The organism is Chakrabartyella piscis (assembly GCA_030067835.1).
GTDB classification, from domain to species: Bacteria; Bacillota; Clostridia; order Lachnospirales; family Anaerotignaceae; genus Chakrabartyella; species Chakrabartyella piscis.
Genome location: CP092441.1, coordinates 2418143 through 2440223, shown reverse-complemented (window position 1 = coordinate 2440223; position 22081 = coordinate 2418143). Strand labels below are relative to the sequence as shown.

The 22081-nt window shown below is 38.9% G+C and carries 22 protein-coding genes; 20 read left to right on the top strand and 2 right to left on the bottom strand.

The genetic code is table 11. The features are described 5' to 3' along the window. The first annotated feature begins 40 nt into the window (after nt 1–40). From MJY40_RS10950 to MJY40_RS10920, 7 genes are all read left to right on the top strand, one after another. On the top strand, nt 41–439 hold the full coding sequence (locus MJY40_RS10950) for a hypothetical protein (protein WP_317854280.1): 399 nt from the start codon (nt 41–43) through the stop codon (nt 437–439). Between the two features lie 159 nt (nt 440–598). Further along, a complete protein-coding gene (locus MJY40_RS10945; RefSeq protein WP_317854279.1) occupies nt 599–1696 on the top strand; it encodes a hypothetical protein in 1098 nt (365 codons plus the stop codon). After that, entirely contained in the window at nt 1686–2504 is an 819-nt protein-coding gene (locus MJY40_RS10940) for a class D sortase (RefSeq protein ID WP_317854278.1), read from the top strand. The genes MJY40_RS10945 and MJY40_RS10940 overlap by 11 nt, the downstream gene beginning before the upstream one ends. Nucleotides 2505–2566: 62 nt before the next feature. Beyond that, complete coding sequence (locus tag MJY40_RS10935; RefSeq protein WP_317854277.1) at nt 2567–3307, top strand: CHAP domain-containing protein; 741 nt, start codon at nt 2567–2569, stop codon at nt 3305–3307. A 92-nt stretch (nt 3308–3399) separates the two neighbouring features. Continuing rightward, nucleotides 3400–4878, top strand: coding sequence for a SpaA isopeptide-forming pilin-related protein (locus MJY40_RS10930; protein WP_317854276.1), 1479 nt, complete (start codon nt 3400–3402; stop codon nt 4876–4878). 118 nt (nt 4879–4996) lie between these two features. Next, nucleotides 4997–8359 carry a SpaA isopeptide-forming pilin-related protein gene (locus tag MJY40_RS10925; RefSeq protein ID WP_317854275.1) on the top strand — a complete coding sequence of 1121 codons (3363 nt, stop codon included), beginning with the start codon at nt 4997–4999 and terminating at the stop codon, nt 8357–8359. Nucleotides 8360–8450: 91 nt separating this feature from the next. After that, complete coding sequence (locus tag MJY40_RS10920; RefSeq protein WP_317854274.1) at nt 8451–8792, top strand: DUF3852 domain-containing protein; 342 nt, start codon at nt 8451–8453, stop codon at nt 8790–8792. 77 nt (nt 8793–8869) lie between these two features. On the opposite strand, the gene MJY40_RS10915 is transcribed toward MJY40_RS10920, so the two are convergent. Together MJY40_RS10915 and MJY40_RS10910 are read right to left on the bottom strand one after the other, a co-directional pair. Then, entirely contained in the window at nt 8870–9346 is a 477-nt protein-coding gene (locus MJY40_RS10915; protein WP_317854273.1) for a nuclear transport factor 2 family protein, read from the bottom strand. A 153-nt stretch (nt 9347–9499) separates the two neighbouring features. Continuing rightward, complete coding sequence (locus tag MJY40_RS10910) at nt 9500–10042, bottom strand: hypothetical protein (protein ID WP_317854272.1); 543 nt, start codon at nt 10040–10042, stop codon at nt 9500–9502. A 177-nt stretch (nt 10043–10219) separates the two neighbouring features. On the opposite strand from MJY40_RS10910, the gene MJY40_RS10905 reads away from it, so the two are divergent. The 13 genes from MJY40_RS10905 to MJY40_RS10845 all read left to right on the top strand — a co-directional run bounded on the left by MJY40_RS10905 (nt 10220) and on the right by MJY40_RS10845 (nt 22078). Further along, nucleotides 10220–10537, top strand: a complete 318-nt coding sequence (locus MJY40_RS10905) for a 4-oxalocrotonate tautomerase (protein WP_317854271.1) — start codon at nt 10220–10222, stop codon at nt 10535–10537. A gap of 77 nt (nt 10538–10614) precedes the next feature. Next, nucleotides 10615–12405, top strand: coding sequence for a DNA cytosine methyltransferase (locus MJY40_RS10900; protein WP_416387502.1), 1791 nt, complete (start codon nt 10615–10617; stop codon nt 12403–12405). Then, nucleotides 12392–13231, top strand: a complete 840-nt coding sequence (locus MJY40_RS10895) for a conjugal transfer protein TrbL family protein (protein ID WP_317856419.1) — start codon at nt 12392–12394, stop codon at nt 13229–13231. Before MJY40_RS10900 ends, MJY40_RS10895 begins: the two co-directional genes overlap by 14 nt. 13 nt (nt 13232–13244) lie before the next feature. Continuing rightward, on the top strand, nt 13245–13505 hold the full coding sequence (locus MJY40_RS10890; RefSeq protein ID WP_317854269.1) for a hypothetical protein: 261 nt from the start codon (nt 13245–13247) through the stop codon (nt 13503–13505). 3 nt (nt 13506–13508) lie between these two features. After that, a complete protein-coding gene (locus tag MJY40_RS10885) occupies nt 13509–14081 on the top strand; it encodes a hypothetical protein (RefSeq protein ID WP_317854268.1) in 573 nt (190 codons plus the stop codon). Nucleotides 14082–14111: 30 nt separating this feature from the next. Further along, entirely contained in the window at nt 14112–15920 is a 1809-nt protein-coding gene (locus tag MJY40_RS10880) for a VirB4 family type IV secretion system protein (RefSeq protein ID WP_317854267.1), read from the top strand. Continuing rightward, complete coding sequence (locus MJY40_RS10875) at nt 15920–16891, top strand: C40 family peptidase (protein ID WP_317854266.1); 972 nt, start codon at nt 15920–15922, stop codon at nt 16889–16891. Before MJY40_RS10880 ends, MJY40_RS10875 begins: the two co-directional genes overlap by 1 nt. 18 nt (nt 16892–16909) lie before the next feature. Next, nucleotides 16910–17287, top strand: a complete 378-nt coding sequence (locus tag MJY40_RS10870) for a DUF3846 domain-containing protein (protein ID WP_317854265.1) — start codon at nt 16910–16912, stop codon at nt 17285–17287. Nucleotides 17288–17293: 6 nt separating this feature from the next. Continuing rightward, complete coding sequence (locus MJY40_RS10865; RefSeq protein ID WP_317854264.1) at nt 17294–17563, top strand: DUF6103 family protein; 270 nt, start codon at nt 17294–17296, stop codon at nt 17561–17563. A 424-nt stretch (nt 17564–17987) separates the two neighbouring features. Further along, nucleotides 17988–18410: a hypothetical protein gene (locus tag MJY40_RS10860; RefSeq protein ID WP_317854263.1), complete on the top strand. Its 423-nt coding sequence runs from the start codon at nt 17988–17990 to the stop codon at nt 18408–18410. Continuing rightward, nucleotides 18410–19525: a MobP3 family relaxase gene (gene mobP3, locus MJY40_RS10855; protein ID WP_317854262.1), complete on the top strand. Its 1116-nt coding sequence runs from the start codon at nt 18410–18412 to the stop codon at nt 19523–19525. Before MJY40_RS10860 ends, mobP3 begins: the two co-directional genes overlap by 1 nt. 10 nt (nt 19526–19535) lie before the next feature. Then, nucleotides 19536–20957: a DUF3991 and toprim domain-containing protein gene (locus MJY40_RS10850; RefSeq protein ID WP_317854261.1), complete on the top strand. Its 1422-nt coding sequence runs from the start codon at nt 19536–19538 to the stop codon at nt 20955–20957. 104 nt (nt 20958–21061) lie between these two features. Then, nucleotides 21062–22078 carry a PDDEXK nuclease domain-containing protein gene (locus tag MJY40_RS10845; protein WP_317854260.1) on the top strand — a complete coding sequence of 339 codons (1017 nt, stop codon included), beginning with the start codon at nt 21062–21064 and terminating at the stop codon, nt 22076–22078. The last annotated feature ends 3 nt before the right edge of the window (nt 22079–22081 follow it).

The following is a 22081-nucleotide window of genomic DNA, read 5'->3' as shown; positions in this document are numbered from 1 at the left end:
AGAAAGAAACAACAAACAATGATAGAAAGGGAGAATTTATATGGGAGAAAATACAAGAGAAAAACAAAGATACACAGCACTAGACTTGATTACATTTATCGAAGAAATGGAAGAATCCATTGGAAAAGCATATGAGGTGTTGGAAGAAAAATTCAGTTGCACAACGGATTGCACAGGCTGTCAATTTTGCGAAACATTTGCTGATGATACGGTCCATGTACCTGATTGGGCAAAGCTAGAAGCAGGATATTCTGCTGATACGAAATTCTTCTTTGCTGTGATGAGTGAAACAAAACAAATCGTATTGGAGCCAGCGGAGCATACACATGACTTGGGTGATGTTTCAGAAAATATGCAACAACGATTGGCGGACTTTGGCATTTGCCTTGGGGAATTGAATGAAAGCTTGATGAAAGATGAAGTGATTTATGAAGAATGAGATATTGCCATGATAAAAAGGAGGTTTCCAATGAGCAAAAGAAAATTCAAAGGCAAGTTTTCAGCAAAGCCAGTGCAAACACAAGCAAAGGTGCAATTCCACAAGCGTTGTTCCCCAAGAAGGCGTAGCAAAGGACAAAAGAAATGAGGAGTGAACCATATGAAGCGTATCGCAAGTATATTTATGATGAGTGTATTATGTGCAACTACAGTGTTTGCTAGTGCATCAGTACCCAAAGATGTGGAGCGTCAAAACATTGATGGCACAGAATACATCACAAAAACATTTGAAGCCACCACGGACATTGAGTCAGAATCTTTGATTGAATCTGATTTCACCGATGGTGGTTTTTTATTTTCCTATGAAACTGTGGAAAAAGTGGAAAACGAAGGCACAACAATAAAGGCGGTTACGGAATCAGAAGTTGTGGAAACCCAGTCGGATCAGTTGGAGGACATCATCCGATTGTTCCCACAAACAAAGCCATATGATGCAGACGGATTTACAGGCGAGTTGACACTCAATGCCAACAGCATCACAACCGAAGCAATCGGCTACGAAACCAGCTATTACACCATTACGGACACAAAAGAAATCCCGGGGCTTATGTACCCCGATCCATCCTATGTACCGCAAACCAGTTTGAAAAATGGCACAACATTGCCACTGACAGACATTCAGTTTGATGTTATGGCAACCAGTTTGAGTGGCGATAGCCTTGTGCCAACGGAGTACAAAGCAGTGGGAACCTATTCCAAAACATTCTCCAAACAAGTGCCAACAGGTTACACTTCCAAAGCGATATACGAGGGGGAAGTATCCAAGAATCAAGTGGATACAGTGACTTATATCATCACCTATGTGGGTACAAAAATGGATGATGGATTGCCCTCATATTTAATTGCCATTTCCTGTGTGGGTGGTTTGTTGATTCTTGGTGGACTTGGATTGTTAGGGTTTTTATATTTGAAATCCAAGAAAGGTGTGGATATTTACAACTTGATTGATGGAGAGTATTTCTGCCTTGGAAAACAATCCATTGACGTAAAAAATCCTTTAGTGGATTTGAACGAATTCGAGGACATGATCCAATCCCATACATTCCGTTTTATTTTGGATAAGAAAGTTGCAAAAGAGTTGTATGGTAGAAATATTTCCATCACCTTAAAAGATATGACCGTCAAACATATGGTCAAAAAACGCAACCAAGAGTATGAATTCGAGCTGGACATGGGAGGTGTTTTGGATGTGGAATAAAAGAATGAAAAGGCTTTTGTTGTTACTGCTTTGTTGTATGATGTTGCCCATTTCTGCTTATGCCTTTGGGGAATCTTTGGAATACACCTATACAACAGAAAATCCAGAAGAATTTGTCATCGGTGGCACGTCTTTTCTCAACTTTGGTGGCGAAGTGGCAGACTATCTATATGACATTTACGATATGACACCACAAACAACCTACACATCGGAGTATGGTACAAACATCATTGTGCCAAGTGAGGAAACAGAGAATTACACCACTTATGCACCGAAAAATTCACCTGTCAGTGGTACCTATGTGGCAAGTTCCAGTGGAACAATCACAGGGCAGTCGACCAGCGAATACCAATATATCTCAGAAACCACTGAGTACGAATCCTATAACCTGTTTCAAACCACAGGTATTGCAGATGTGCGAAACGAAGATGGTAGCATTGGAACGCTCACCATTGATGCAATTGATTTGAAAGTCACTGCCTATGATGGTGATACCTACGAAGCAATGGCAAAAGGCATTGGACACGTTGCGTCCACATCTGCTTGGGATGGGAATATTGGTTTGCTTGGGCATAATCGAGGTACAAACGATTACTTTGGTGATTTAGAGGACTTGGAACTGGGTGACATCATCGAATACAAAACAACCCTTGGCACAAGAGAGTATGAGGTGGATTTTATTGGTATCATCTCCGATACGGATTGGACAAAGTTGCAATACACTGTTGATAATCGTATCACCTTGATTACTTGTGTTGCAGATCAAAGTGACAAAAGATTGGTGATACAAGGGGTAGAAATTGATTGAGTTTTCCCCATAGCTATTGCAACCAACTCATGGTAATGTGTAAGTCAAAAGGAACTGATCATATGAAAAAACAACTTGCACTTACACTTGCCATGATAATTGCACTTAATACACAGGTTTTGGCAGCAGAACGAAATATCATTGGTGGTTATGGATTATATAACCATTTGGGAGAACGGATTGGAGAGGTATTGCTCATAAACGAGAATGGAACTATCATTCACGAGCAAAAGTTGGAAGAAGTTGAAACAATGCAAATAGAAACACAGAAAGTGGAATTGCTAACCGAGCCACCAGAAGTAGGCATTGTACTGGGAAACATTATGAAAGAAGGTGAAAACCTACCACTGGATTACGCATCTAGCTATACCGAGCCATATGCCACCTATTCCCTTGGGCAATGTGCTTGGTATGCCAATGGGCGATTGCGAGAAGTAACCAACAAACAAGTGCATATCAGTGGTGCAGCCAAAGGGTGGATTGCAAAAGCTGAAGAAATGGACGAATTTCTTATGGAATATGACATCAATCAACCACAAGAACATTCAGTAGCGGTATACATCCCAATAGATGCAAATGATACGCACCCAGGTCATGTGGTATTCATTGAATATATCGAAAGGGATGCTGCTGGTAATCCAACCTACATTTACTACACAGATGCAAATGGAAAGTACGATACAGAACTGGATGTATTTACACCAAATGTAGATGGTGTGGTGAGAAAGGAAAGTTTCGAGGAATTTAGCAAGGATACAAACTTGAGATTGTCTGGATATGTTTCCGTCAATCTTAATGAGTGAATAACAAATGAAATAAATAGTTGAATCAATCAATATAACCATCACTAAGACCTTGTAAATCGAGGTCTTTTTTCTTTGGAAAGGATGATAAAATGAGAAATCGAAAATGGATTTGCGTGTTGTTGTCGATGATTTTGATGCTTTCATCGGCATTGACTGCTTTTGCAGGCACATCATTGGATACAGCACTGAACAAAGTGAATCTCTATATGAAAGCTGAAAAAGGTGCACAGCTTATGACATGGAAAGGCATCATTGATGCAGATAACTTCGCAACAGCAATGATTGTGTATGAAACTGAGGATGGCGAAGAATTGCCAGCTTATTGTGCCAACCCAGACAAGCCAGGGGTGGAAGAAATGGCAAGCCATACCTACGATGTAGACGTGGATCAGTTGGATCAAAATCCAGAAGTTTGGGGTGTCATTACAAATGGCTATCCCTATAAATCTCCAGCGGAGTTGGGTGTCAGCACAGAGTACGAAGCCTACTATGCAACTAAAATGGCGGTATGGGCAGTGGTGCATGACAACTATAGTGACTTGGATGATTGGGCAGCCAATGGTAGCCAAAACACAGCGGTGGAGCAAGCCATGAAAAACCTTGTTGCCATTGGACGTGCCAATGAGTATGTGTACAATACTTGGTTGGCAACCACACCCACATCACCAACTTTGCAAGAAGAAGGTGATTACTACACACAAACCTATGAATTGACATCAAATGTGGAGTTGGAAAGCTATTACATTGTGCTCAGTGGTGATGTACCAGATGGTACAGTGGTACTTTCGGAGTCAGGGGAAGAACAGACGGAGTTTGATGGCACAGAGAATTCTTTTTCCATTCAAATCCCAAAGGATAGCATCACAGAAGAAGGGACTTTCCGAGTTTTGGTGAAAGCAACATTGGAGAATAAGTCAGTTATGTATGGAAACTCACATGATGATACGCAAGATTATTACGTTGCACCAATGCCAACATACAATGGGGATTCTTGGGTAGATATCACCTATTCTGCTGACGAGGGCGCACCGCCAACAACAGACACAACCGATCCAGATGATCCTACTACCACAACAACAGGCTTGAACATTTTGAAGGTGGATGCTGGAACAAATGATGGACTTTCTGGTGCGGTGATTCGTGTAACCAATGCCACAGGCGGAGTCATTGGCACATATGTGACAGATGATAGCGGTAGCATCAATATCCAAGACTTGCCAACGGGTGCTTATTATATTGAAGAAATTGTAGCACCAGATGGTTACGTTTTGGACGATAATCCTCATCAAGATGTGGTCTTGGAAGAAGATAGGGACACCACGGTCACTTTTGCCAATGAGCCAGAAAGCAGGTTGGAAATCACAAAAGTGGATGCAGATACTGGTGAAAATAGCCACCCATCCATAGCCCGTACCACGGTTTTTCAGCCTTACAAGCTCCGATTACTGCGTTATCCTCAATCACCGTACCTTTTGGGTACGCCTCAATCGTCTGCCTTGTTCTCGAAGATTGTAAGGCTGAAAAACTTCTGCGAACAAAAATTCTCTTATTTTGATGAATTTCGATGAAGAGGAGGATGGCATAGCCGAAGCTCTGGTGACGACGATGAAGAAGAAAGTCGCAAAATAAGAGGATTTTTGCGGGTACGGGCTATGGATGGGTGGCTAAGATGGTGCAATATTCCGTGTGGCTTTGGACGATGGCAGCAATTCCTTTGATGTGCAAACGGACAACAGCGGTGTTGCCTATCTTTCCAACATGAAATCTGGAACTTATACAGTGACAGAATTGGTTGCACCAGATGGATATTTGTTGGATGATACACCACAAATCATCAAGTTAGTAGCCGGGGAAATTGCAACACTTACCATGCAAAATCAAGCAGAACCAGGGCTTTTGGTACGAAAGGTTGACGAAGATACAGGAATGCCACTTGCAAATGCAGTGTTCAATATTGCAAAGAAAGGTGAAACCACAATCCACGAAATGACAACAGATAAATCGGGCGAAATTCGTTTGGAAGGTTTGGAAGAAGGGTGGTATACCATCACAGAAACTGCTCCACCAAAGGGATATTTGTTGGAAACAGAGAGCAAAGATATCTACCTTGAGCCAAACAAGTTGGTGGAAGTCATGTTTACCAATCGTTTGCGACCATCTTTGCAGATTATGAAAATTGATGCTGTGACAAATGAACCTTTGGCTGGTGCAACATTCAAAGTTACCAAAACGGAGGATATGACAGTCAGCGAGTATGTCACCGATAGCACAGGTACAATCGTCATCAGGGATTTGGACGAAGCTGTGTATACTGTGGAAGAAATCTCTGCTCCAACAGGGTATATCTTGGATACCCAACACAAGGATATTGCTTTGGAATGGGGCAAAACAAAAACTTTGGTCTTTGAGAATACAAAGAATCCTACGCTGATTGTCACAAAAATCAATGGATTGACCAATGAACCCATTGCAGGCACTGTATTTGAAATTCAATATGAAAATCCAGATGGTGGCATTGAAAATCTAGGCACTTACAAAACCGATGCCAGTGGCAAAATCGTCATTGAAAATGTAGAGAGTGGTTGGTACATTGTGACGGAAACCATACCAGCCCAAGGATTCAGTTTGCCATCCAATCCCACAACACGCATTTATCTGTCAGAGGGCGAAAATGCCTATTTGACCTTAGATAAAACAGAAAGTGATGATAGTCAATCCAATTCACTGACAGCAACGGATACAGAATTAACATCATCCGATACAACACCAATCATTACAAGTGGAAGTGACTATACAGGTGGTGTGACAAACTATCCTTTGAACAGCATTGTCATCAAAAAAGTGGATGCAAATACTTCTGAGATGTTGGCTGGTGCAGTCTTTGAATTGCGTCAAGTTTCGGAAGATATTTCTGGCAACTCAGGTACAATCATTGGTCGATATACCACAGATAATTCAGGGATTGTTGTGGTAACAGGCTTGACCGCAGGTGCATATATCGTGGAAGAAGTTGATCCACCAACCAACTACTTGCTATCAGAAAATAGCCAACAACAAGCATGGTTAAAGGCAGACGGAACGAGTATCGTAGAAATGACTTTTACCAACTATCCATATGGTTCACTTCTCATCAATAAGGTGGATGAAAACGATGGTACACCTTTGGCTGGTGCAGTGTTCAAGGTGACAACAGGTGATGGCACACTTGTGGGCAGTAGCAATGGGGAATATACCACAGATCAAAATGGTGAAATCCTGATTCCAAATTTGAAGCCAGATAGCTATGTGGTGACAGAAATCCAAGCACCATCAGGGTATGTCATCAACTCAACAGCTAAGACCATTGACATTGGTACAGATGGCAAAACCTATGAATTGACCTTTTCCAATCAACCACTCAGTGGCTTGAAAATCATCAAACTGGATAGCGAAACCAGAGAACCACTTGCAGATGCAGAGTTTGAGGTACGCAAGCTGAATGGGGAATATGTAGGTGATTACAAAACAGATTACAATGGCACATTTTTCGTGGAAGATTTGGAAGATGGATTTTATGAGGTGACAGAGCAGAAAGCACCGACAGGCTATCATCTGGATAATGAACCAAAGATAGTCGAGGTGAAAAGCACACAAGAAACGGTTTTGGAAGTGTTGAATGAACCTTATTCTGACCTTGTCATTGAAAAGATTGATAGCCAAACAGGAGAACCCATTAAGGGCGTAGAGTTTTTGATTACCAAACTGAATGGGGAAGAAATTGGCTACTATACAACAGATAAATATGGCTTGATTACAGTAGAAGGCTTGGCATCTGGTGATTATATCTTGAAAGAAACAGAAGCAGCAGATGGCTACAAAATCGAAGATACTGCAATCGAATTCACTATGATAGACGGACAACGAACAACAGTGGAAGTGGAAAATACACCAATGTCCTCCTTGTTCATTCGTAAGATTGATAGCGTAACCAAAGAGGGTATTGGCGGAGTAAAGTTCCTTTTGTACGATGCAGACAATGATCCAATCGGTGAATACGAAAGTGATAACAATGGGTATGTATGGCTGGACAAAACCTTGGAAGATGGCAAGTATAAACTAAGAGAAATTGAAGCAGCCGAAGGATATATTGGTGATGATGAAGTGAAAACTTTCTGGGTTAAGGAAGGAAAAACTACGGAAATCATTTGGGAAAACACACCACAAGCAGGTCAGATTGTAATTACCAAACGATCTTCAGAATACAACGAATTGACAGGCTTGCCAGCAGGCTCATCCCTTAGTGGTGCAGTGTTTGAGATTTATAACATCACTGGAAACTTGGTGGATCAAATCACATCTGATAGCGATGGTGTGGCAGCATCCTCACTTTTGCCAGTGGGTGTCTATACCATCAAAGAGGTTTCTGCACCGAGATACTATGCACTGAATGATACAATGTTGTTGGCAGAGATTAGACACAATGGAGATATCATTCGCTTTGAAGTGTTGAACAGTAGCATAGATTTGGATTTGAGTATCCAGAAAAAAGGACCAGTTCAGATTATGCCATCTAGCACCATTCACTATGAAATTTATGGTGTGGAAAATGGTTCTTCTGGTAGCATAGAAGATTTCTATATCCACGATAGAATCCCAACAGATGCCACAAGAATTCTCAAAATCACAACCGGTACATTCAATGAACGTGGGTACTACACAATCACCTATAAAACCAATTATCGTGATTATATGGTGCTTGCCGATAACTTGCTGACGGAAAATGATTATGAGTTTAGCTTACATTCCAATGTGCTTGGTTTGCAAAATGGCGAGTATGTAACTGATGTGCGTTTTGAGTTTGACAGCGTTGGCTCAGGCTTTGCCCAAACAAAAAACATTAGTGTATTTTGTCAAGTGTTGCCAACTATGCCTAGTGGGTATCAAATCATCAATCGTGCAGAAGTTGGTGGACGTTATGGAAATGAATGGGAATCCAGAACAACCAGCTGGAACACCACTGTATTTGGACTCAATCCAACCTATGTAACATTGCCCCAAACAGGGTATTGATGAATCAAACAAGAATAGCATAACTTAAAAATGGCTATGGGACTTCAGATTTTGAGGTTCCATAGTTTTTTAAAAGAAAGGTAGTGAATATATGACAAAGAAAAAAAGAATGATGTTGTATTTCGGTGTTGCTGTTTTGGCTGTAATACTGATTTTTTTATTTGCAAATGAAGTATATGCAGCAGATGTTTCTGGCGCTATTGAGGAAACTTGGAAAGCAGCAGCACTGGAAATCAAAGAGGTGACCAATCAGGTTATCTTCCCTGTGGTGGATATGATTCTGGTGATTGTGCTGTTTGTGAAACTTGCAGTAAGTTATTTCGATTACAAAAAACATGGTGAGTTTGACTTTATGCCACTTGCTATTTTGTTCTTTGGGTTGATGTTTGCCCTGACAGCACCGCTTTATATTTGGGATATTTTAGGGATTTGATAGAACAAAACCCACAGCACTTAATATGTTGTAGGTGTGTTTTATGATTAGATGGATATTTGGTATTTGGCATAGAATTATGAATTGGCACGTTTATTAGCAATCTCAAAAGCACGCATATCTCCACGTCCCCAAGTTGCAGTTAGTTTCAGTGAGCATATTTTCCAATTGCCATTTTCTTTTTTCAGTTTGTGCGTATAATATCCGCCAATAGTTCGACCGATTTCACTTGTGCCTTCCTGAACAAAATGTTCAGCTTGCATATAAACTACAGTATTTGCAGTGTCACCATTGATATCAATTACAAAATTTGTTAACTGATGTTGTGTAACATTAAACCCTGGTATTAGAGAAGTCACTTGTCCAATATATTGGTCATTTGTCACTGTCATAGAAGGACCTCCAGATGTAGTGAAGTCGATGTAGACTTCATCGGAGAGGATGGATTTTAACAAATCCCAATCACGTAGGTCAGCAGCTGTTGCATATTTCAAAATGGTTTGCTCAATTAAGGCTTTATCATAAAGCCATTTGATGGTTTGCTCTGTATTCATAAATACCTCCCAAAGTTATATTTATAGTTCAGTATCACCAAAACAGTGGGAGATATACGAAGTGTTATGTATAGAAACTTGTCAATTGGGTTTCTTTTGTAAAATACCAATCTAATATAAGTATCTTTTGGGATGTTTTAGGGATTTAGCAAATTATCGCAATTTCCATAAAACAAAGTCTATTTTCTTAATATCGCTTATGGTTGAATTAGGAAATTGAGCATCAAATTTTTGGAGTAATTCTGTGCACTCACTTGTCCCCATAAAAGACTGATAACGATTAATAATATCGTCGTATACGGATATTGTTTTTTCGATTCTATTTTTAGCGGATGGATATGGCAGTTTTAGACCGAAATTTTGCAAAACAAATTTATCTAATATGGGATAGGTTGGATCAATAGTCGCTAGCATTTTACTAGAAAAAGATGCTTCGACACGATTTGTTTCATTGTATAATGTTTTTATTATAGTGGAAAAATCTGGTGATTGTGTTTTTAAAGATTCAAACAAAGAAAAATAAAGGGTGTAGAATTCTTGCGAGCGTTGTCGCATCTTGAAGAAACCATTAAATGCTTTTTGGAATTCTTTATTTGAGGATAAATCTGTGTTATGAACTTGGCTTACAATAAATTCATATTTATGTAGATCGGATTCAAGGTTTTGCAGTATCAAGTCAATAGATTTGATATCCATATTAAACATCTCCTTTTCAAAATCAGATGATTTATTCTTTAATACTATCTTAGCATATCTTGTGAAATTATGATACTTAGAGTAAAAAAGAATTAGATTTTGTTACATATTGGTATAGCTTATACTTCAAACTTCGAGTATTGTGTGTTTACAAAACAGAAAAGGAGATGAACCCAAATGGAAACCAAGAACTTATGTGCTCAGATTCCAATAGCCTTACACCAGAAAGTCAGTGATGAGCGTGAGAAAAAAGGCATCACAACAAGCCAATATGTAACAGAAATCTTAGAAGAATTTTATCGAATGAAGGAGGCAAAGCCAATGACAAAAGACACCAGAACCCTTGCACTGCAAATCCCAGAAGAACTATTCGAGAGAATCAAAGACCACTTGCAGAAAACAGGAATGAAGCAAAAAGACTTTATCATCGGCTTGATTTTAGAAGCCTTAGAGGACGAAGAACACAATGAAACAAATAAAATAGAAGCAATGTAAACATCAATAGACAAACAACTTGGAGAGTGAAAACTCTCCTTTTTTATTGTGAAGGAGGTGGTGGTATCAAAAAAGAAATGACAATGGGTTCATTATTTGATGGGATTGGTGGCTTTCCACTTGCTGCCATACGAAATAGAATCAAGCCTGTTTGGGCATCGGAAATCGAAAAGTTTCCAATGGAAGTGACGAAAGTACACTTTCCAGATATGTTGCATCTGGGTGATATTACAAAACTGGATGGAGCAAAAATACCGACTGTGGACTTGGTTTGTGGCGGGAGTCCTTGCCAAGATTTGAGCCTAGCGGGAGCCAGAAAAGGCTTAGCTGGGGAGCGTTCAGGACTATTTATGGAACAAGTAAGAATAATCAAAGAAATGAGGGATGCAGATGAAAAACGAGGAAATGCAGCTGAATTTATTCGACCAAGATATATGCTCTGGGAAAACGTCATGGGTGTGTTCTCCTCCCAAAGTGGCGAAGATTTCAAGGCGGTCTTGGAAGAAACGTGCAAAATTGCTGACAGCACCATACTTATACCTCGACCTGAGGGAGGGGTATGGAAATCTGCTGGGTGCATTTTGGGAGGAAAATTCAGCGTTGCTTGGCGAGTATTGGATGCGGGGTACTGGGGTGTCCCCCAAAGAAGAAATCGAGTGTTTCTTGTGGCAGATTTTGGAGGACATTCCACATATCCGCAAGAAGGCGGAGCAAAACCGAAGGTTTTGACTTTTGGTTTACCAAAAGTATTGAACAACCCAAAATACTATTTGAGCAAGACAGCTTGCTTGGGAATTTTAAGGAGAGCTGAAAGCAGAGGAAAGGAATTGCCAAAGCAGTTGAAAGATGCATTGTTGATTCAATCAGGGCAAATGGCAGAGGTGCAAATGGTGGATGATGAATTCAAAAGTTACCACATCAATCAAAGAAATGAGGGGATTGACTTGGATGGATTGTCTGGTGCCTTGCTTGCAACACAGAACATACAGATGCAAACATTTGTGAAAGAACCACTGTATTGTTTGTCCGACCAAGGTGGTGAATGCATGAATGTTACCAAAGATATGGTTGGAACTTTGCGAGCCAGTATGGGTGGTCATTTGCCGATTATCAAACAAGAGTTGTACGAAAATCATGCAAAGGATGCAAGGTACACAGGGCCACTTGATGTAGCACCAACCATATCTGCCATCTATGGAACAGGCGGAAATAATACTCCATTTGTTGCAGAACCAATAGCTTTTGGAATCGAAGCCATCATAAATGAAACAGACACATCTCATACCTTAGATACAGCAAATCCCAATCCAAACAAATCTCAAGGAGGACTTGCCATTGTGCAAGAAAGCTATTGCATTGCAGCCAACACCATCAATAGAGATGTGAAAAATGGTGGCAATGGATTGGGTTGTCAAAGTGATATTGCATACACTTTAACTACCGCAGATGTGCATTCGGTTTACAAACCAGAGCCATACCAAGATGTGGTTGGTGCAATTTGTGCCACCGATGACAAAGGTCCAAACAACCAATATGTGGGTGCAAATAAATGTATCGTAGATCAACAACAGGTGTTTGGACAAAGTTCTTATGGTGGATATGGTGATGAAATCAGCACACTTTGTGCCAGTGGTGGATATTTGGGTGGTGGAAGTGAAAACTTATCGGTCAGCCGAAATTTAGTTCGTAGATTGACACCCTTGGAGTGTGAACGATTACAAGGTTTCCCAGACAACTGGACGAACATTGATGGTGCAGCCGATTCCCCAAGATACAAAGCACTGGGCAATAGCATTGCAATTCCTTGTGCTGAGTACATCATGCAAGGCATTGCGTTGGCACTGGGTGGAGGTGATATATGTGTTTGATTTGGCGGTGGATGGTGTTCTAGATCAATTTTGCGATTGGATTTATGGGAGCATTATCGAATTTTTTGGTGAGTTTTTTACTATGATGAATTTAATGGGTGCAGAATTATTTGAGATGGATTGGATTCAAGGTCTGCTCTTATTTTTTTACCAATTCGCTTGGTGTTTGTTCATTGTGGGCATTGTGGTGGCTGTTTTTGACATGGCAATCGAAGCACAAAAGGGCAAAAATACCATACAAGACTTGGGACTCAATATCCTAAAAGGCTTTTTTGCCGTTAGCTTATTTACAATAATTCCAATCGAGCTGTACACCTTTTCGGTGAATCTTTCTGGGAAACTGATTTATGGCTTGACCAGTTTGACTTCATCACCAGATGATTATGGTGCCATTGGTGAATTGGTTGCAGGCTCATTTCAACTGATTACGGGTGGGATATTCATACAGATTGTCTTGGCATTTATGATTGGCTATGCTGTGGTCAAGGTGTTTTTCGCAAACTTAAAACGTGGTGGCATACTCATTATTTTGATGGGGGTAGGCAGTTTATATATGTTTTCTGTGCCACGAGGATATGGCGATGGCTTTGTCAATTGGTGCAAACAAGTGATTGCTCTTTGCATGACCGCATTCCTACAAACCATCATTTTAATTGCTGGACTTGTGACCTTTAATGCAAATATGTTGTTGGGAATTGGAGTTATGCTATCGGCAACGGAAGTGCCACGAATTGCCAATAACTTTGGCTTAGATACCAGCATGAATGTGAATATGATGAGTGTGATGTATTCTACACAGGCGGTCACTAGATTGATTAAAAAATAAGGAGATGAAGCAAATGTACATTTACCCAAGTAATTTAAAAGAAAAGTCCAAGTTCGCACTGTGGTCATTGAAAGACATTACCATACTGCTCATTGGTGCGATTTTATCCGCTGTGATTTTGGCAGTGATAGACGTGATGTTGCCATTGGTGCTGGTTGCAATCTATGGATTTTTGACCGTTCGTAGTGAAAATGAAGTGACAATCGCAGACTATATCAAGTTTGCATTTCGCTTTTTTATGAAGGAACAGCAGACGTTTGATTGGAGGTTTTGAGAAATGTGGTTCAAAAAAGAAAAGTCCACACGAGATATGGTGGGGATAGCCAATATAAATGAAACGAGCATTGAAACACTAGAGGATGAAACTTTGGTGTTTTTTATTTTGCAACCAGATAACCTTGCAGTGCTTTCAGAAGGAGCAGTGCATACAAAGATACGAAATCTAACTGCAATTTTGAAATCTTTAGATGGCTTGGAGATGGCATGTATCAATTCCAGAGAAAACTTTGATAGCAACAAACATTTTTACAAACAACGCATTTCAGAAGAAAAAAGTTCAAGAGTCCGTGAGATTTTGGAACAGGAATTGACCTATCTGGATCGTGTGCAAGTGCAAATGGCATCGGCAAGGGAGTTCTTGTTGGTGGCAAGGGCAAAGAATAGCCAAGAAGAAGTATTGGCTGTAATTGGCAGAGTGGAAAAGCTGTTGAAAGACAATGGCTTTAATGGACGATTGGCAAGGAAAGAGGATTTGAAGCGAATTTTATCGGTTTATTTCATTCAAAATATCACCCAAGTGTACTTTGACGATATAGATGGAGAGCGATATGTGAAAGAAACTATTCTGTAAAAAAGTGTGTTATATGAAAGAAGGGATGCTATGAAAATCAGTAAAATCAAGAAAAACAAGTTGTTGTTGCCAAAAACAGAAAGAGAAAAAGAAGAAGCTAAGGTCAAAGATTTTTTGGATATGTGTAGTCCATCGGTGTTGCGGTTTTATCACGATTATTATATTTGTGGTAGCAGTTTTCGTTCTGTTTGGGCAATCAGCCATTATCCGTCGGAAACCAATGAACAAGCCATTTTGCAACATTTGGGCGAGCGTTCAGGTGTAACGATTCATATTTACACAAGGCACGTCACATCAGCTGAAGAACGAAAAATCATTCAAAATGCAGCCAACAAAAATCAACTGGAACGTTCTACAGGGGATATGCAAAGCACTGTTGTGGCAGAAAGCAATCTCCAAAGTGTATCCAATCTCATTGCGCAGCTGCACAGGGATCGTGAACCTTTGATTCATTGTGCGGTATATATTGAAATTTCAGCACCATCACTTGAAAAGTTGAAAGAGATGCAATCCGATGTAGAAGCAGAACTGACACGTTCCAAACTTTCCTGTGACAAGCTTTTTTTGCGACAACAAGAAGGTTTTCAATCGGTGAAACCATGTGGACACAACGACTTTCGTGAACAGTATGAACGTGTGTTGCCAGCAACCAGTGTGGCAAATACCTATCCATTCAACTATTCAGGTAAGGCAGATGAAAAGGGTTTTTACATTGGAAACGATAAGTATGGTTCAAATTTATTCATAGATTTTCAGAAACGAAGTGAGGACAAAACCAATGCAAATGTGTTGATTTTGGGAAATTCAGGACAAGGGAAATCCTATCTGATGAAGATTTTGATGACCAATATGCGACTTAGTGGTATGGATATCATTTGCCTAGATGCAGAATCGGAATATGTGGATTTGACAGAAAATCTGGATGGGCAATACTTGGATTTGACCAGTGGAGAATTTATCATCAACGTACTTGAACCAAAGGCTTGGGATGATGGTGAAAACATTTTGCCTCGTCATATTTCATTTTTGCGTGACTTTTTCCGTTCTTATAAGGAGTTCACCACAGCAGAAATTGATGTTTTGGAAATTTTGTTGGAAGAATTGTATGATAATTTTGGTATCAATGAGGATAGATTACTTGGAAATTTGAGTGGCAATGACTTTCCCATTCTTTCAGATTTATACAAACTGGCAGAAGGGAAGTTGAATATCTACCAGAATGACCGAGGAAATATCTACACAAAAGAAACCTTGCGAAACCTGTGCTTGAAAATCAAATCCATTAGTATTGGTGCAGATAGCAAGTTTTTTGATGGACATACCAATATCAAAAATCATAAATTCATTACATTTGGGGTGAAAGGAATCCTTGAAGCTGACGAAAGTATTCGCAATGTTATGCTGTTCAATGTGCTTTCTTATATGTCAGATGCACTGCTATCCAAAGGGAATACAGCAGCATTTTTAGATGAGTTATATCTCTTTTTGTCAAATGTAACAGCCATTGAATATATCAGAAATGCAATGAAACGTGTGCGAAAAAAGGAAAGTGCTGTGATTATCGCAAGTCAAAATGTGGAGGACTTTAACCAGCCAAATATCAAAGAAATGACAAAACCACTTTTTGCTATCCCAACGCATCAATTTTTATTCTTTCCAGGGAATATTTCCAAGAAAGAATATATGGAAATGTTGCAACTGGAAGAATGTTTGTATGACTTGATTGGCTATCCAGCAAGGGGTGTTTGTGTGTTTCGTCATGGTGCTGACGTGTATCACTTGGTTGTGAAGTGTCAGAAATATAAAGAAAGATTGTTTGGAACTGCAGGTGGTCGCTGATGAAAGTAGCGTTACTCAAAAAAGCCATTGCGACAGCTTTGACAGACGAGAGATTACGAAATGGTGTGCTTTCTTTTCTGGTTGGGGTTGTCATTTGCCTGTTATTGCCACTGCTTTTATTGGTTTCTATGGTCAATACAGAAGCAAATTATAATCGTGAAGTGGCAAGAATTGTATTTCAACAAGAAGAAATACCTACAGATTTCCCAGAAGAATACGTTGCATATATCGAGGAAATGCAAGAACAATTTTTGATTTTAGATGAAGTGATAGAAGAATGGATAGAGGGGAATACAGAAGAAAACACGGATGGACTTGATGACTTACAAATCAAGTCTTATTTTTATGTTTTGTATTTTGGCAATGAAGATTTGGATTTCGAAGAATCATTCTATCAAGAATTTGTAGAAATTTTTGTGGAGAACGAAACTGATTTGGAGATACAGAATGAATTGGAAACATTGCTGGATATGGAATTTACAGAAGATTTGGCAAATGACCAAAAGGAACTATATCTCTTTGTGAAGTATGGTTATGCAGCAACATCCAATTTCAATGGCATTCCCAGTGAAGCCTTTGACGATGAAACCTTTGCAGCATTGATGAGCGAAGCAACGAAATATATTGGTATGGCTTATGTTTGGGGTGGCAGTTCTCCTGTGACAGGTTTTGATTGTTCTGGCTTTATTTGTTGGAGTTACACCCAATCTGGCGTGTATCAACTGTCCAGAACAACAGCACAAGGGATTTATAATCAATGCACAAGTGTTGCAAAAGAGGATTTGCAACCGGGGGATTTGGTGTTTTTCACAGACACATATACATCGACATCTGATGTAACCCATATCGGCATTTACGTTGGTGATAACCAGATGTTGCATTGTGGTGATCCTATTGGATATGAAAGTTTGAGCAATTCTTATTGGAAACAACATTTTTATGCATATGGAAGATTAGCAGATATGGATTGAGATTAAGGAGGAAATGATATGAAAATTTTAAAAGTAGAAATGGGCAAAGAACCTTATATGAAAGAAATTGAATCGGATTTGAAGTCATTGCAAAATGAGGTGGAAGGCTTGATTGAACCCATCTATATGGACGATGGCAACTTAATTATCGTCAACGAAGAAGGCAAAATCAATGGAATGGAACCCAATCGTTGGCTTGGAAATGAGGATATCATCCGTGGTCCATTCTTTGTTTGTGGAGATGATGGCGAGGAATTTGTGTCGCTGAAAGAGGAAGATATTGAAAAATACAAGGAAATGTTTTCTGAAATTCCCACATTTACCATGCAAGAAAAAGCACTGGAACCAAGGGTGGAAGTATATGGATTTAATCCAAAAGACCTAGATTGGATGTGATTAGGTATGAAGAAAAAGATTGTAATTGAATTTGAAAAAGACAAACTGGATGCACTGGTGTTCTATTTGCAGAAGAAAGAAGAAAAACTAGAGAAAGAATTGGAAGCTGTCATCGAGGAATTGTATCAAAAACGTGTACCAGCGGTGACAAGGGAATACTTGGAAAGTAGGATTGTAAGTGAAAGTAAGTCAAAAATAGAGAAGATAAAAGAACAACATTCGGTTCAAACAAGCACAAATGCTATGAGAAATGAAAACATGGAATCAATGCCATAAGCGGTGAATGGCGATGTGTCCCCACTGTAGCCACGGTGTGCCATTTTGTTTCCCTAATGGAGCAACTGCCCCAATGAGAGATGTAAACCGAAATTTGGGCGAATGGTGGCGAAGTATGAAAAGAAAGAAAAGAAAGTTGAGGTGGTGCGTATGGTTTCATAATCAGAGATTTACAGGGCTTTTTAGGTCTTTTTAAGAGTTGCAGGATAAAGACAGGTATACCTGTCGGCTCACATCCCACGGCAGTGCCGAGGGGGAATGCCCAAAATCAAGGCTTTCAGGAGATTTTGAGTTACTATCTAAGGGTATACGTCAAATGAAAAAAGTGCTGTTGGAGGTGTACACAAATCCCCAAATGCTTAGAAAACAGCAGAAACGATAGGTATACGGGAAGGTATACCTGTAATGAAATGGAGGTTTTTCAATGAAAAATACAGAAAAAAGCAAAGCGAAAACAAGGTTGATGGTATGGTTATACCCTGAAATGTGGGAACAAATAGATACAGTCTACGAATCTGATAACTGCAAAAGTCGCAGTGAATTCATAGAAAAGGCAGTGAAATTTTATCATGGATATTTAACAAGCACTGAATCTGCGGAGTACCTATCAAAAATCTTGGTAAATTCTATGCAGGCTACAATTAAAGAATCAGAAAACAAACACTCAGGCAACTTATTTCGCTTAGCGGTAGAAATGAATATTATGATGAATTTGCTTGCGGCAAGTATCAACGTGGATGAAGCTGATATCAAAAAAATACGAGAACGATGTATGCAAGAGGTGAAAAAAACATATGGAAAAATCAAATTTGAAGATGCGATTGCTTATCAACGAGGTGATGGTTGATGGCAAAGTTGATTTTGAAATTTCCATATCTCAAGGGTGGTGCAACCCATAAGAAAAACACTGTGGAGTATATGGCAACGAGAGATGGTGTTGTAAAAAATCTGGTTGCCGATACATTTTTACATGACAAGAAAGAAAACTATGTTAGCTATATTTCCAAGCGAAAAGGGGTTGAGAAAGTTGCAGAGCATGGTCTATTTACTTCAGGCAATGCAGAAATATCCTTGCGAAAAGTTGCAGAAGAAGTGGCGAACCACGAAGGTAATGTCTGGACACCCATCATTTCTTTGAAACGTGAAGATGCTGAACAAACAGGATTCAATCATTTAGAAAAATGGAAAAACACCTTGGAACAATATGCACCCAAGCTTGCAGAAAATATGAAAATCCCCATAGAAGATTTTTGTTGGTACGCAGCCTACCACAATCATGAACAACACCCTCATGTGCATTTGATTTGCTATTCCCAGAATCCAAAGAAAGGGTATGTCACCAAGCAAGGTATTGCAAATTGTAAATCAGATTTATCCAAACTGATATTCAAAGACCACTTGCAAGATGTGTATTTTGCAAAGACAGAACGCAGAAAAGAACTGAAGGAAGAATGTAAAAAAGTCTTTGCTGAAATGGGAAAGCAACCAATGCAAAATCAAGAAATACAGAAGTTGGTTTTGGAATTGCGAGGACAACTCAATCAAACAAAGGGTAAAAAAGTATATGGATATCTTCCAAAGGATACAAAAAAATTGGTGGATGCAATCGTGGATGAATTGGAGAAAGAACCATCGGTACAGGAAGCATATTTGTTGTGGCAAGAGATGCAAAACCAAGTGTATGAATTGTATTCAGACAAGGAATATATCTATCCCAAATTATCTGAACAAAAAGAATTTCAATCCATCAAAAACAACATCATACAACAAGTTTTGTCATTGAACCACGCAGAAATTCAAACGCAGCAAATGGAAAATATATCTGTAAATCTTGTGAAGCACCTTTCCAAAATATTCAGAAAATCTATTGTCAATAAACAAGATACAGGCAAGTTGAAAGTGGAAAGCAAGTTGTTCCAAAAAATGATTGAGAAAAAACGAGATCAAGGGTTGAAATTGTGAAAGGAGAGTTATGTCAAAATTTACAAAGGAGCAAATCGAACAAGCGAACAATATTTCTCTGGAAGAATACCTTATGTGTCATGGCGAAGAATTGAAACAATCTGGCAATGAGTTTCGTTGGATTTACCATGACTCCCAAGGGAAACACGATAGCGTTTGCATCAAAAATAATCGTTGGTATGATCACAAAAATCAAAAGGGTGGCTATACCATTTCGTTCTTGGAAGAATTTTATGGTTTGGATTTCAAAGGGGCAATGGCAGAGTTGTTGGACAATACCGCTTTGCAAATGGAAGTGTCCTATCACACAAAACCAAAGCCAGAATTTATCCTTCCAGAAAAATCAAAATACAATCAAAAAGTCTATGAATACTTGGTGGGTAAACGATATATCCGCCAAGAATTTGTAGACTTTTTTGTTTCCAAAGGAAAGATTTATCAAGGATTTCAATTTAACAACATCGTTTTTGTTGGTACGAAACCAAATGGAATACCCCAATCGGCAAGTGCGAAAAGTCCGTACAATTCCTTTCGTTCAACGGTGAAAGGTTCTGATATGAATTATGGATTTTGTCATCGTGGAACCAATGAACATCTGTATGTGTTTGAAAGTGCGGTGGATATGTTATCTTTTATGACATTGCAAAAGGATTTAGAAAAAGGGAATAGCTACTTGTCGCTGGATGGCTTGTCGCCCAAGGCAATGCTTAGATTTTTGGAAGAACAGAACAATATCAAGCACATCCATATTTGTATTGACCATGATGTGGCTGGCATTGAAACCTATGATAAATTTTATGATATGTTATCTGAAAAAGGCTATACGATCAATCGTTTGTTGTCTAAAAATAAAGATTGGAATGAGGATTTAAAAGAACTACATGGAGAAATACCAAAATCAGCAGTTCCACATACAAAGATAGAACAGTATCAAAAGATTGCTGAAAAAATGATAGCCATGCGTAATCGTGAGTCGGAATACAATACCTTTCGAGATGAGTATGTTAAGAAACATGGATTGCGGTTTTTGGTTCGAGGTGTATGTGGCGAGGTGAAAAAGCTAGAGGGAAATGTGGATGATGATAAAAAAAGAAGTCAATCCATTGTGCGTTTGATTGATTTGAGCATCACTGCTATTTGTTTATGCGATGCAGAAAAAACATACGAAATGGTATTGCAAGAATTGATAGGAAAATATAAACCCTATACGGATAAAAACAAACTGAGAAAAAGACTAATGGCAATCAGTACCTTGGGTGAAGAATTATGGCAAGAGTTTCAAACAACAGGTGCGTGCAATGTGGAGAAGTGGATGGAGATGGTGGACTTGGGGATTCGGTTGAAGATTTATTTTGATTTGGAATATCCCAAAGAGATGGAACGATTGGAAAATTTGAAAAGAGCGAAAAGTGGGGATTGTAATTTGAGTTGAAAATAAGTTTTTAAGATGGTAAGATTGTTGTAGAAGTGAATTTCAAAAAAGCTACGCACTGCGTGGCGAATTGGGTTATATTCGTTATAGAAAGGAAGAATGATATGAATTTAGATAAATCAATATTAAATGATATCCGAGAAATATTATATTCTGCAAGAAATAAAGTTTATCAAACTGCCAACAATGCTATGGTGCTGGCTTATTTTGAAATAGGCAGAGCTATTGTTGAAAAACAAGGTGGAAATGAAAAAGCTGAATATGGAACTGATTTAATCAAATCATTATCTATCGAGTTAACCGAGGAGTTTGGGAAAGGTTTCACTGTTGCAAATCTAAAGAATATGCGGCAATTTTATCTGATATTTCAAAAAAGCTACGCACTGCGTAGCGAATTGAGTTGGACGCATTATCGCCTTTTGATGCGTGTGGAAAATGAAAACGCAAGAAAATTTTATGAAGATGAATCTGTGAAATCCAACTGGAGTACACGACAATTGGAAAGACAAATCAATTCGTTTTTCTATGAAAGATTACTATCGAGCCAAGATAAAGAGTTGGTCAGTAGCGAAATATTATCGTTAGAGCCAAGAACGAAAATAGCGGAAGACATTATCCGTGATCCTTATGTGTTGGAATTTCTAGGACTTCCAGACCAAGCCAATTTTGCTGAAAAAGATTTGGAAGATGCGTTGATCAATCATTTGCAAAAATTTTTATTGGAACTTGGTAGGGGATTTTCCTTTGTAGCAAGGCAAAAAAGAATTACCTTTGATGGCAGACATTTTTATGTTGATTTACTTTTTTATAATTATATTTTGAAATGCTTTGTTATCATAGACCTTAAAATTGGAGATTTAACACATCAAGATATTGGACAAATGCAAATGTATGTAAATTATTATGAAGCAGAAATGATGAATGATGGAGATAATCCGCCTATTGGAATTGTTCTTTGTGCAGATAAGAGTGATAGCCTTGTAAAATATACTTTGCCAAAGGATAGCAACATTTATGCCTCTAAATATAAATTGTATTTGCCGAGTGAAGAAGAATTACGAAAAGAATTAAATAAAGAATATGAACAGCTGGATATAGAAAGAAAATTAAATGAAGGCTAAGTA